General features: G+C 63.8%; 12 protein-coding genes. 9 read left to right on the plus strand and 3 right to left on the minus strand.

All coding sequences use genetic code 11. The annotated features are described in order from the left end of the window. Positions 1-122 precede the first annotated feature (122 nt). From ACOYW5_RS03410 to ACOYW5_RS03435, 6 genes are all read left to right on the plus strand, one after another. Entirely contained in the window at positions 123-1,205 is a 1,083-nt protein-coding gene (locus tag ACOYW5_RS03410; protein ID WP_423067856.1) for a LacI family DNA-binding transcriptional regulator, read from the plus strand. 2 nt (positions 1,206-1,207) lie between these two features. Next, positions 1,208-2,464 carry a sugar ABC transporter substrate-binding protein gene (locus ACOYW5_RS03415; protein WP_423067857.1) on the plus strand — a complete coding sequence of 419 codons (1,257 nt, stop codon included), beginning with the start codon at positions 1,208-1,210 and terminating at the stop codon, positions 2,462-2,464. A 77-nt stretch (positions 2,465-2,541) separates the two neighbouring features. Next, on the plus strand, positions 2,542-3,615 hold the full coding sequence (locus ACOYW5_RS03420; RefSeq protein ID WP_423067858.1) for a carbohydrate ABC transporter permease: 1,074 nt from the start codon (positions 2,542-2,544) through the stop codon (positions 3,613-3,615). Continuing rightward, a complete protein-coding gene (locus ACOYW5_RS03425; protein WP_423067859.1) occupies positions 3,615-4,493 on the plus strand; it encodes a carbohydrate ABC transporter permease in 879 nt (292 codons plus the stop codon). The genes ACOYW5_RS03420 and ACOYW5_RS03425 overlap by 1 nt, the downstream gene beginning before the upstream one ends. Before the next feature lie 11 nt (positions 4,494-4,504). Continuing rightward, the gene (locus tag ACOYW5_RS03430; protein WP_423067860.1) at positions 4,505-5,497 is read left to right on the plus strand and encodes a hypothetical protein; all 993 of its coding nucleotides are present in this window, start codon (positions 4,505-4,507) and stop codon (positions 5,495-5,497) included. Positions 5,498-5,502: 5 nt separating this feature from the next. Next, complete coding sequence (locus ACOYW5_RS03435; RefSeq protein WP_423067861.1) at positions 5,503-6,579, plus strand: ABC transporter ATP-binding protein; 1,077 nt, start codon at positions 5,503-5,505, stop codon at positions 6,577-6,579. Between the two features lie 15 nt (positions 6,580-6,594). On the opposite strand, the gene ACOYW5_RS03440 is transcribed toward ACOYW5_RS03435, so the two are convergent. Genes ACOYW5_RS03440 through ACOYW5_RS03450 form a run of 3 tightly spaced genes read right to left on the minus strand, consistent with a single transcriptional unit; the run spans position 6,595 to position 8,901 of the window. After that, on the minus strand, positions 6,595-7,224 hold the full coding sequence (locus tag ACOYW5_RS03440) for a TetR/AcrR family transcriptional regulator (protein ID WP_423067862.1): 630 nt from the start codon (positions 7,222-7,224) through the stop codon (positions 6,595-6,597). Positions 7,225-7,227: 3 nt separating this feature from the next. Further along, complete coding sequence (locus ACOYW5_RS03445; RefSeq protein ID WP_423067863.1) at positions 7,228-8,022, minus strand: hypothetical protein; 795 nt, start codon at positions 8,020-8,022, stop codon at positions 7,228-7,230. A gap of 12 nt (positions 8,023-8,034) precedes the next feature. Next, positions 8,035-8,901, minus strand: coding sequence for an alpha/beta fold hydrolase (locus ACOYW5_RS03450; RefSeq protein ID WP_423067864.1), 867 nt, complete (start codon positions 8,899-8,901; stop codon positions 8,035-8,037). Between the two features lie 267 nt (positions 8,902-9,168). Here ACOYW5_RS03450 and ACOYW5_RS03455 point away from each other — a divergent pair, with 267 nt between their 5' ends. The 3 genes from ACOYW5_RS03455 (at position 9,169) to ACOYW5_RS03465 (ending at position 11,923) form a co-directional block, all read left to right on the plus strand. Then, entirely contained in the window at positions 9,169-10,212 is a 1,044-nt protein-coding gene (locus ACOYW5_RS03455; protein ID WP_423067865.1) for an ABC transporter substrate-binding protein, read from the plus strand. Between the two features lie 98 nt (positions 10,213-10,310). Beyond that, the gene (locus tag ACOYW5_RS03460) at positions 10,311-11,135 is read left to right on the plus strand and encodes an ABC transporter permease (protein ID WP_423067866.1); all 825 of its coding nucleotides are present in this window, start codon (positions 10,311-10,313) and stop codon (positions 11,133-11,135) included. Next, a complete protein-coding gene (locus ACOYW5_RS03465; RefSeq protein WP_423067867.1) occupies positions 11,132-11,923 on the plus strand; it encodes an ABC transporter permease in 792 nt (263 codons plus the stop codon). The genes ACOYW5_RS03460 and ACOYW5_RS03465 overlap by 4 nt, the downstream gene beginning before the upstream one ends. Positions 11,924-11,926: the final 3 nt, after the last annotated feature.

Here is an 11,926-nt window from a genome sequence, read left to right on the forward strand (position 1 = left end):
CAGGCAACCGACTTTCCTAGTCCTTCTCACGCTGACCATTGACTCCCGCATCGCTCAATCGTAAATGACATCGGTGTCATGACATCGGTGTCAGAACCCGAAGCGTGATACGGGAGGAGCGAATGGCAACCATTTACGACGTGGCGAAAGCCGCGAGTGTCTCGCCCAAGACAGTGAGCCGGGTACTGAACGGGGACGCACCCGTCGGCAAGAAGACGCGTGAGGCCGTGAATGCCGCGATCGCGGCGCTCGGCTATGTCCCTTCCAATGCCGCGCAGATGATGCGCTCCAATAAGTCCGGCCTTATCGGACTGATCACCGGGGCAATCTCAGCGACGACGGAAAACGTCCAGGTTGCCGGCCTGCCGGAACTGCTGCTGGTTCAGGGTATCCAGCAGACGATCGCGCTGAGCGGCAAGACGCTGATGATCGCCGATTCCGGCGGCCATCGGGATCGCGTCCCCAATCTGCTCGAGACCTTCGTGCGCCATCGCGTCGAGGGGCTGATCTATGTCGCCGAGTACCACCAGCAGGTGCAACTGCCGCGACTTCCCCACGACATCCCCATGGTCCTGACCAACTGCTTCGATACGGCCGGGACGCCCGCCGTGCTGCCCGACGATCGGCGCGGCCAGCACGATCTGGTCAAGCGCCTGATCGAGGCCGGCCATGAACGCATCGCCTATCTGACGCTGCGCGACGACATCGTCGCGACCGGGCTGCGCAAGGCGGGTTACCGCGATGCATTAGGCGAAGCGGCCCTGCCCTACGACGCGGCCCTGGTGCAGTGCTGCGAGCTCGCAAACGCTGACGGCGAAACCCAGGTGCTGTGGGATGCGATCGATCGCATGCTGCGGCTGCCCTCGCCGCCAACCGTATTCTGCTGCGGCAACGACCGGTTGGCGCTCAAAGTCTACGGCATCCTGCGGTCACGCGGTCTCAAGGTGCCCGACGAGATCTCGGTCGCCGGCTACGACAACTATCGCATCATCGCCGAAACGCTCTACCCGCCGCTGACCACGGTGGAACTCCCCTACACGGCCATGGGCGTGCGCGCGGCGCAGCGCCTGCTCGGCCTGATCTCCGGCGAGAGCCGGGACGACCCAAGTCCGGTGATTGTCGCAGGACCGGTCCATTGGCGCGGTTCGGTAACCGAGCGGCGCCCGTCAAACGTCTCAAAACTCAAGCTCATCAGGGAGGACTAAAGATGAGAATACTCGCCTACGCCGCAGGCATTGTGCTCGGCACGACGCTGCTCACGGGGACGGCCTTCGCCCAGACCACGCTCTCGATGTGGTACCATGGCGCCGGCAACGAAGTTGAATCCAAGATCGTCAACCAGATCATCTCGGACTTCAACGCCAGCCAGGCCGACTGGAAGGTCGAGCTGCAGAGCTTCCCGCAGGCCGCCTATAACGACAGCGTCGTCGCCGGCGCGCTGGCCGGTAACCTGCCCGACATTCTCGACGTCGACGGCCCGGTGATGCCCAACTGGGCGTGGTCGGGCTACATGCAGCCGCTCAAGATCGACGAGAGCAAGATCGCCAATTTCCTGCCCGGCACGAAGGGCGTCTGGAACGGCCAGCTCTATTCGATCGGCCTGTGGGACGCGGCCGTGGCCCTCGTCACCCGTAAGTCGATCCTCGATGAGCTCGGGCTCCGGCAGCCGACCCTCGACCAGCCCTGGACCAAGGACGAATTCATGGACGCCCTGGCCAAGGCCAAGGCTTCCGGCAAATACGAGTTCGCCTTCGACCCCGGCATGGCGTGGACCGGCGAATGGTATCCTTATGCGTTCTCGCCGTTCCTGCAGAGCTTCGGCGGCGATATCGTCGACCGCTCGACCTACAAGACTGCCGAAGGCGTGCTCAACGGCGAAGCCGCGGTGGCGTTCGGCGAATGGTGGCAGAGCCTGTTCAAGGACGGCTATGCCCAGCCGACGCAGGATCCTGCAGACCGCGACAACGGCTTTGCCGCCGGCAAGTACGCCTTCTCGTGGAACGGCAACTGGGCAGCGCTGAACACGCTCAAGCAGTTCCCGGACACCGTCTTCCTGCCGGCTCCCGATTTCGGCAATGGGCCCAAGATCGGCGCGGCGTCGTGGCAGTTTGGCGTCTCGGCCAAGTCAGCTCACCCTGACGGGGCGGCCAAGTTCATCGAGTTCGCCCTACAGGACAAGTATCTCGCGGCCTTCACCGACGGCATCGGCCTGATCCCGGCCACTCCGACGGCAGCCCAGTTGACGGAGCACTACAAGGACGGCGGCGACATGGCCGTGTTCTTCGAGCTCTCGTCCAAGCAGGCGCTCGTCCGTCCGGTGACCCCGGGCTACGTCGTGGCCGCCAAGGTGTTCGAGAAGGCCATTGCCGATATCGCCAACGGCGCCGAGGTCAGTGCGACGCTCGATGCCGCGGTCGACGAGATTGACGCCGATATCGCCAAGAACGGCAACTACGGCTTCTAGGGCCCAACCCCCTCAGGCCCCAGGAGGGATCCCGGCTCCGGCCGGGATCCCACGTCCCGGGCATCCGCGAGATCAATATGGCTTCCAAGTTCACGCGCTCAAATCGGGTTGGATGGCTCATGGCGGGGCCGGCGGCGTTCCTCATCGCGGTGTTCGTGGTCCTGCCGTTCATCTTCGCGATTGTCCTCAGCTTCACCAACCAGCGGCTGATATCGCCCAACCCGACCCAGTTCGTCGGGCTGGCCAACTACGAGCAACTGCTCGGCATCGGCCTCCTGACACTCGAGGCTGAGCGCGACGAGGCGGGCGCGGTAGTGCGCGACGAGACCGGGGCGCCGAAATATCCGCCATTGCGGAGCTTCACCCGCAACAACCCCGACTTCCCGCAGTTCGACGGCATGCGCGAGTGGTTCAGCTTCCGGCTGGGCGACAACCCCACTTATGTGCTGGCCCGCGACGTCGTGTTCATGAAGGCGATCGTCAACACGTTCATCTTCGTCCTGGTCGTCGCCCCGGTGCAGGCGGGCCTAGCGCTGGTGCTGGCGCTGCTGATCAACCAGCGGCTCAGGGGCATCAACCTGTTCCGCGCCATCTATTTCATGCCGGTCGTGGTCTCGATCGTCGTCGTCTCGCTGCTCTGGCGCTTCATCTACGACGGCAGCAGCGGGCTCTTGAACAACCTGCTGGGTGCGCTGAGTTTCGGTGCCTTCCCCACGGTGGACTGGCTCGGCAACCCCTCGACGGCGCTCGGCGCCATCATTGCCATGTCGATCTGGCAGGCGGTCGGCTTTCACATGATCATCTGGCTTTCGGGCCTCCAGACCATCAGCCCATCGCTCTACGAAGCCGCGGCGATCGAGGGCTCGAGCAAGTGGCAGGTGTTCCGCTACGTCACCTGGCCGGGGCTGCGCAACACGGCGGTGCTGATCCTCATCGTCATCACCATGCAGGCCTTCTCGCTGTTCTCGCAGATCGACGTGATGACCGGCGGCGGGCCGCTCGATTCCACCCAGACCATCGTCTTCCAGGCGGTCGAGCGCGGTTACGGCAAGCAGGACATTTCCGGCGGCTCTACTATCTCGGTGGTCCTGTTCGTCATCGTGCTGTCGATCTCGCTGCTGCAGCGCTGGCTTACCCGGGAGAAGAACTGATGGCCATGATCGCTTCCGACAATCGCGGCCTGCGCCTCGCGGTGCGCTATGCCGTACTGATCCTGATCGCGGTGATCTTCATCTTCCCGCTGGTCTTCATGGTGGTGTCGAGCCTCAAGCCGGACCAGCAGCTGCTGGGAGATACCGGCAGCCTCGCGGCATTCCTGCCGGTGGGCGACATCTCGCTCGACAACTATTCGGACGCGTTCAAGCGGGCGCCAGTGGGGTTGTTCATCTTCAATTCGGTGCTGGTCACCGGGGTGACGGTGGTGCTGTCGCTGCTGATCTGCTCCGCAGCCGCCTTCGCCTTCGTGTTCGTCGACTGGCGCGGGCGCGAACTGGTGCTGACGGCGATCCTCGCGACGCTGATCGTGCCGTTCGAGACGATCGCCATCCCGTTGCTGCTGATCGCGTCGAAGCTGCCGTGGCTTGGGCTGGAAGGGCTGACCTTCGGCTGGCTCAATTCATACCAGGTGCAGATCGTCCCCTTCATTGCGGACGGGCTGACGATCTTTCTGTTCGTGCAATACTTCAAGGATCTGCCGGGTGAACTGATCGAGGCGGCGCGCGTCGAAGGCGCCACTTGGGGCCAGGTCTACCGCAAGGTGGTGATGCCGCTCGCCGGTCCGGTACTGGCGACGGCCGCGATCCTAAAATTCCTCGTTATGTACAACCAGTACCTGTGGCCGCTGATGGTGGTGCAGGAGGAAGGCTACCGGCCGGTGATGGTCGGGCTGCAGTACTTCTTCCAGCTCAACCGGGCCTGGGGCGAGATCATGGCGTACCTGTCGCTGATCACCGTGCCGGTGCTCGCCTTCTACCTCTTCCTGCAACGCGCATTCATCGCCTCGATCGCCTCGACCGGCGTCAAGGGCTGACGGAGTCTATTATGGTCATCGCACTCGAGAAAAAATGGATCTGGGACAGCTGGTACGTGAATGACGGCACCCGCTGGCACGGGTTCTTCCTGCAGGCCGACAAGAGCCTGGGCGATCCCGATCTCAGGCACTTCAATGTCTCGCAGGGCCATGCGGTTTCCGACGATCTCGTCAACTGGACGCATCTCGGGACCTTTCTCTCCCCGAGCGCCGGGCCGGCCTGGGACGACTACACGACCTGGACCGGCTCGGTGCTGCGGGGCGACGACGGCCTCTGGCATCTGTTCTACACCGGCTCGCGCCATTCCGAGGATGGCCTCTACCAGCGCGTCGGCCATGCCACCTCGACGGACCTGCACAACTGGCAGCGCGTCGGCACCGGCTTCTGTCTCGATCTCGAGGGGCCAGCCGCCGCGCACTACGAGGCGCAGCATGCGATCGGCCACTGGCATGATCGCGCCATGCGCGATCCGTGGGTGATGCGCGATCCGGCTGGAGATGGCTGGCTGATGTACTTCACGGCCCGCGTGCCCGGTGTCGCCGAGCCCAATGCCGGCGGTGCAATCGGCTTTGCCACCTCGCCGGATCTGATGACCTGGACCCTGCAGCCGCCGGTGTTCTCAGGCGGTTTCGGTCAACTCGAAGTGCCGCAGGTCTTTGAGCAGAACGGCAAATGGTACTGCCTCTTCTGCACCTCCAGCACCCACTGGTCCGAGGCCTACAAGCGCTTCAACCCGCAAAGCCCGGTGACCGGCACGCACTACCTCATCGCCGATGATCCGCGCGGCCCCTGGCAGGTCGCGCCGGGTCCCTTCCTCGACGGCGCCGAGCCTTGCCGACGCTATGCGGCGCGTATCGTCGAAACGGCCGATGGCCTGCGCATTCTCGGCTTTGCCGACAACGGCAAGGCGCAGTTCGGCGGATATGTCATGGACCCGGAGCCGGTGGTCGTCGGCACCGACGGCCTGCTTTCGGTGGTCCCCATCAGAGACGCAGCGGAGTAGCAACAATGGCACGCGTGTCGCTCAAAGGTATCGAGAAGGTCTACGGCTCGACCGAGGTCATCAAGGGTGTCGACATCGACATCGCGGACGGTGAGTTCTGCGTGTTTGTCGGCCCCTCAGGCTGCGGCAAGTCTACGCTGCTGCGGATGATTGCCGGGCTCGAGGACATTTCCGGCGGCACGCTGACCATCGGCGACCGGGTGGTCAATGACCTGCCGCCCAAGGACCGGTCGATCGCCATGGTGTTCCAGAGCTACGCGATCTTCCCGCACATGACGGTGCGCGAGAACCTCGCCTTTGGCCTCACCATCGCCAGGGCACCCAAGGCGGAGAAGGATGCCAAGGTGGCCGAGGCCGCACGGATCCTGCAGATGGAGCACCTGCTCGACCGCCGCCCGAGCCAGCTTTCGGGCGGGCAACGGCAGCGCGTCGCCATCGGCCGCGCTATTGTCAGGCATCCTGGCGTGTTCCTCTTCGACGAGCCGCTTTCGAACCTCGATGCGGCGCTGCGCGTCGACATGCGCATGGAGCTGGCAAAGCTCCATGACGACCTCGGGGCGACGATGATCTACGTCACGCACGACCAGGTCGAAGCCATGACGCTCGCCGACAAGATCGTCGTGCTCAACGCCGGCGTGGTGCAGCAGATCGGCTCGCCGCTCGAACTCTATCACCGGCCGGCGAACCTCTTCGTTGCCGGCTTCATCGGGTCGCCGAAGATGAACCTGCTCAAGGCACGGGTCGAAGGTGTCGATTCAACTAGCGTCAAGCTGTCGTCGGGCGACATCGGCACGTTGGTTCTTCCGCGCGCGAACGCCGCTGTCAGCAGCGGCGACGAGGTCACCATCGGTCTGAGGCCACATCACCTGGGCACCACGGGCGACCAGCGATTTGGCGGCAAGGTGAAGCTCGTCGAGCGGCTCGGCAACGAAACGCTGGCAGCCATGACGCTGGCATCCGGCCAGCAGATCGTCGTGGCGCTTCCGGGCGATGTGGAGGTCGCAGTCGGCGAGGACCTGAGCCTAGCGCCGCAACCGGAGCGAGCCAGCCTGTTCCTCGCCTCGGGAGCGGCGGTGCAGTAGCGGCGATCGTGCCGCTCAGTGCGGCAGCATGACTCGCAGCCGGCCTGCGATTTCCTCGATGACGTCGTCGACCGTGCGCGTGGCGTTGATCGTAGCGGCCATGCTGATGAACATGATTGCAGAGGCGATCTGCGCTAGCGTACCGGCCTCGTCGGGCTTGATGCGCTCGTCGCGACACAGCACGGCGGTCAACGCCGCCTCGGTCTCGATGGTGAGGGCCAGAGCGTCACGGTGGTGTGGTTCCTCGGGATCACCGAAGACGAGTTCGCGCAGGTAGGTCCGTCCGTTCTCCACGTGGCTGCGGTTGCATTCGACGACCGGGCGGATGATCGCCATCAGGGCTTCAATCACCCCGGGGATGTTCTCGGCCGCCGCCATGCCCTGCTCCAGGGCGGCAACATAGCCGGAGTTCTGGACGAGCAGGAACAACTCGCTCTTGCTCTTGGCGTAGAGGAACAGGGTTCCGGTGCCGATGTCGGCCTTGTCGGCGATCTGCTGCGTGGTGACCGCATCGACGCCGTAGGTGTCGAAGAGTTCACCTGCGGCGGCAATGATGCGCTCCAGCTTGACCTGCTTGTTGCGCTCGCGACGTCCGAGTGGCTGGGCGGCGAGAGGCATGGCAGGCTGTGCTTGTGGGGTCTTCACCCGCTACTCCTCATAGTGCGGCAGGATGGTGCCGTCCTTCACATAGGTCAGCGCCGCCGAGACGTCGTAAGCATGGACGGCGGAGGCGAACCGGCCCAACTCAGCCGACAGGCCGCCGATCGCACGGCTCTCGAAGAACTCGGCCTGCGCCGCCGCGTCGGTGAAACCAAGCATCACCGAGGCGTGGAACCGCTGATCGGCCGGATTGTCGTGCGCGACATTCGGCGTATCCCACAGCCCCTTGCTCCAGGGCAAGAATGCCTGAGTTCGCAGTTCCTTCAAGACACCGGCGCCAGCAAGGGCGGGGGCCAGATCATCGTTGATGAACTTGCGAAACGTGCCCCCGCTCACCCCATCCCGTCGCCTGAGATAGACGAGCACCCGGGTGCCGACCCTCTCGCCGGGTCGCGCGACGTCGTACCAGCGGGACCAGTCTGGCAGGCCCAGATAGAGTAGCGTGCGCCTGAACACGTTGATCTCGTCCTTGAACGCCAGCTTGTTCTGCTCGCGCCCGGCCAGCACCGAGAACACCGACTGGAACGCGACCTGGGCGACGCCGTCGATCTTGCGCCCGGCGGGGATCTCCGTTTCGACACCAGGGGTCGCCGGCCACAGCCCGGAGTTTGTCTCGGCAAGGTGAGTCTGCCGGTATTCATAGAGGCCTGGGCTGGCCGAGATGATCTTGGAATGCGGCCCCTTCCAGTAGTTCATTCCGGCTTCCCGGGGCTTGTCGGTGCGCATCCACAAGAGGATCGATGACGAGAAGCGTTTTCTGAACTTCGGCGATGTCGTGCCCATCTTCTCTTACCCTCAACGATCGAGGAACGCGACGGCGACAGGCGCGAACTTCTGGTGGAACTGGAAGATGCCGCCATGGCCGGAGTCGGGATAGATGATCAGCTCGGATCCCTTTATCCGGCGGTGCAGGTCCGTTGAGAGCACCGAGGGCACCATCCGGTCGTTGTCGCCGTTGGCGATCAGGGTTGGCTGGGTGATCTTCGACAGGTCCTGTGGAGCCGAGCGTCCCCACTTCGCAATTGCCTTGAGCTGTGTACCGAACGCCTTGAGCGTCACAGGTACATCGCGGTCCCTCGTACGTTCCTTCAGCCGGTTGACGAAGGCCCGGGCTGCGGGTCTGCCGCTGGCGTTGCGGTTGAAGAACAGGAACTCCTTCGGGTCTGACCGCGTCAGGGTAGCGCGGAGGATGTCGAAATAGGTGACGCCCGCGACCTTATCGATGTCCTTGCCGCCGGCAGGGCCGGTGCCGGTGAGGATGAGCTTGCGGACGAGGCCGGGGTACTTGGCCACAAGTGCCTGGGCGACCATGCCGCCGAGGGAAAAGGAAAAGATGTCGATCTGTTCGAAGCCGAGCGCCTTGATGAAGGTGGCGGCATCGTCTGCCATCGCCTCGACACTGTCGGGGACCTGGCCGCTGGAGGCGCCGAGGCCGCGGTTGTCGAAGGTGATGACGTGGTGGCCCTTGGCGATCGGGTCGACGATGCGCGGGTCCCAGTTGTCGAGGTTCGCGGCGAGGTGGACGAAGAAGACGACGGGGATTCCGCCTCTCGGCCCTAGTTCGCGATAGGCGTAGGTGACACCGCCGGCGGTGATCGTGCGCGCCGGGGCGTCCTTGTAGGAGGTGATGATGGTTTCGTTCGAGGCGAAGTGCGCGTTCATGGCGTTGTTGCTCCTTTGATGGCGGTGCGGAAAAGGTCCGCACGGCAGTGGTGAACTCCTGTGGATCACCTAAGGCTGAACATACTCAAATATGAGCGTGCTCAGGTTTGTTGTCAAGGGAGACGCATCACCCTGCCGAGATCACCGCGAGCTTGCACATTGTTTGACCTTGCGAGGGGGGAGCCAAAAAAATAGGCTCAGCACGGGGTGGAGGCGCTCGACAGTTGGAATCACTCGGCAAATGGCCGAGACACAAAGGAATTTTCAGTGATGCGAAAGACTCTCGCCCGCTCCGTGGCGCTAGCAGTTTCCACCGCGGCGATGATGATGGCCGCACCCGCCATGGCGCAGACCAAGACGCTCACCATCTCATGGTGGGGCTTCAACGGCGAGAAGCTCGATGCGCTGCTGATCCAGCCGTTCAAGGCAGTGTGCGGATGCGAAGTTGCGTTCGAAACCGGCAATGCCGGAGAGCGGCTTAACAAGCTACAGATTCGCAATGGCGAAGGCGTCGACGTGATCTATCTGTCGGACAGCTTCAGCCAGACCGGCATTGAGGCGGGCCTGTTCCAGAAGATCGACGCCACAAAGATTCCGAACCTCGCTGGCCTCTACGACCTCGCCAAGGATCCGCAGGGCGGCTACGGCCCGGCCTACACACTGGGCCGCGTCGGTATTGTCTATGACAGCGCGAAGGTGACGACGCCGATCGCCTCGTGGAATGATCTCTGGCGGGCCGATCTCGCCGGCTCACTATCGCTGCCGGGCATCACCACCACCGCCGGGCCGATGGTGGTGCTCAAGGCCGGCGATCATGCCGGCGTCGATGCCTATGCCGACACCGACGGGGCTTTCGCCGCGCTCGCGGAACTGAAGCCCAACGTGGTCAAGAACTACAATACCGGCTCCGAGATGATCAACCTGTTCTCGACCGGCGAGATCACCACCGCCATCGCACAGGATTTCACGCTGGCCCAGATCAAGGCAGCGGTGCCGACCGCCGTGTGGGCCGACCTTTCGGAAGGCGCGATCGCCACGGTCAACACGGTCAATATCCCGGTCGGCGCGCCCGAGCCGGAGCTGGCGTATCAGTTCATCAACTTCCTCCTCACTCCCGAAATCCAGCAGAAGCTGGCCGAGGAAGGTGTCGATGCGCCGGCCGTCAAGTCGGTCACGTTGACCCCCGAGCAAGCGGCGCTCTGGACCTATGGCGCCGACATGATCGCCGGCCTGAAGCGCGTCGACTACGTCAAGATGAATGCAGCGAAGCCGGGCTGGATCGAAAAGTGGAATGAGTTGTTCGGCGGCTAATCGCCCCGCACGCGATCGGTCTCCTCCCGCTCAGCGGGGGAGACCCACTCCGCTCCTGGAAACCGGCTGGCCCGGCTTCCGCGTATGAAGGCCGCCTGATGAAACGCTTCGCCGGCTGGATCCTGACGTCGCCCGCAACCCTGTTGGTCGTCGTCTTCCTCGTCCTGCCCGTCCTCGCCACGATCCTCACGACGTTCGCGACGCCGGCCGGCCCGCTCGCGCCCTATATCGGGTTCCTGAGCAGCGGCTTTCGGCGCACCGTGCTGTGGAGGACTATCCAGGTATCGCTGGCCACCACCGCCATTGCCTTGGTGATCGGGTTTCTCACTGCCTACGTCGTGTCGCGCTCGCCCGGCTGGCTCAAGTCCATCCTGATCATCGCCGCGGTGTTTCCACTCCTGACCGGTGTCGTGGTGCGCTCGTTCGCGTGGCTGATCATCCTCGGCAAGAACGGCATCCTCAACTCGGCGCTCATCTCCACCGGACTGATTTCCGAGCCGCTGACCATGCTCTACACCCAGGGCGCGGTGATCACCGCCATGGTCTATCTGTTCGTGCCGCTGATGGTGCTCACGCTCGTGGGCGTGCTCGAATCCATCCCGGACGACCTGCTGCAGGCGTCGGCCTCGCTGGGCGCCACGCCGTCCGCTACCTTCATGCAGGTTATCCTGCCCCTGGCGTTTCCCGGCCTGATCGTCGGCGCGGTGCTGGTGTTCACCGGCAGCTTCACCGCCTATGCCACTCCGCAACTCCTCGGCGGTGAAAGCCAGATGGTGATGGGCACGCTGATGTATCAGCAGGCCATGGTCACTTTCGACTGGGTCAGTGCTTCGACGATCGCGGCGATCATGGTGGTGATCACCATCGCCATAGTGCTGCTGATGACCCACCTCGCCCGCCGCCTCAACCCGATGGCCGTGTGATGACCCGCAGCATCCACCCACTGCTGATTGCACTGACCGTTCTGGTGTTCATCTTCCTTGTCGGCCCGCTGGTCATCGTGCTCGGCGCCGCACTCAGCGACACCACCTACCTGACCTTCCCGCCGCAGGGCCTGTCGCTGCGCTGGTTCCAGAACATCTTCGAGATCGACGCGTTCCGCCGCACTATCGTCACCAGCCTTCAGATCGCGTTCCTGTCGACCGGCATCGCCCTCGTCATCGGTATTCCCGCCGCCTATGCGCTGAACCGGTACCGCGTCCAGTTGCCGGGCTGGCTGTCGACACTGTTCATCCTGCCGGTGCTGGTACCCGAGCTGGTGCTCGGCTTCTCGCTGCTGAAGAACGTCGCGACGCAGTTTCACGCGCCGATCTTCGTCTCGCTGGTGGTTGGCCATTCGCTGCTGGTGCTGCCTTACGTGGTGCGCGTCATCAGCGCGTCGCTGGCCTCGTTCGACTTCTCGATCGAGGAAGCGGCGATCAGCCTCGGCTCGCCGCGGCTCAAGACCTTCTTCACCATCCTTCTGCCCAATGTCCGCTCCGGCGTCATCGCCGCGTTCATCCTCGCCTTCATCACCTCGATCAACGACGTGTCGATCTCGATCTTCCTGACCGGGCCCGGCATGTCGACGCTGCCGATCCAGATACTCGCCCATATGGAGCAGTTCTTCGATCCGACCGTTGCGTCGGTATCGGTGCTGCTTATGGCGCTCACCGTCGCGGTCATGGCCGTGGTGGAGCGGACGCTCGGGCTGACCTTCTTTGCCAAATAGAGT

It is taken from the genome of Devosia sp. CN2-171 (genome assembly GCF_049354815.1).
GTDB lineage: Bacteria > Pseudomonadota > Alphaproteobacteria > Rhizobiales > Devosiaceae > Devosia_A.

Excerpts from the sequence above, each read along its gene's own strand:
- ACOYW5_RS03420 (WP_423067858.1), top strand. The coding sequence starts at position 2,542 with ATGGCTTCCAAGTTCACGCGCTCAAATCGGGTTGGATGGCTCATGGCG.
- ACOYW5_RS03430 (WP_423067860.1), top strand. The coding sequence starts at position 4,505 with ATGGTCATCGCACTCGAGAAAAAATGGATCTGGGACAGCTGGTACGTG.
- ACOYW5_RS03425 (WP_423067859.1), top strand. The coding sequence starts at position 3,615 with ATGGCCATGATCGCTTCCGACAATCGCGGCCTGCGCCTCGCGGTGCGC.
- ACOYW5_RS03460 (WP_423067866.1), top strand. The coding sequence starts at position 10,311 with ATGAAACGCTTCGCCGGCTGGATCCTGACGTCGCCCGCAACCCTGTTG.
- ACOYW5_RS03445 (WP_423067863.1), bottom strand. The coding sequence starts at position 8,022 with ATGGGCACGACATCGCCGAAGTTCAGAAAACGCTTCTCGTCATCGATC.
- ACOYW5_RS03415 (WP_423067857.1), top strand. The coding sequence starts at position 1,208 with ATGAGAATACTCGCCTACGCCGCAGGCATTGTGCTCGGCACGACGCTG.
- ACOYW5_RS03450 (WP_423067864.1), bottom strand. The coding sequence starts at position 8,901 with ATGAACGCGCACTTCGCCTCGAACGAAACCATCATCACCTCCTACAAG.
- ACOYW5_RS03410 (WP_423067856.1), top strand. The coding sequence starts at position 123 with ATGGCAACCATTTACGACGTGGCGAAAGCCGCGAGTGTCTCGCCCAAG.
- ACOYW5_RS03435 (WP_423067861.1), top strand. The coding sequence starts at position 5,503 with ATGGCACGCGTGTCGCTCAAAGGTATCGAGAAGGTCTACGGCTCGACC.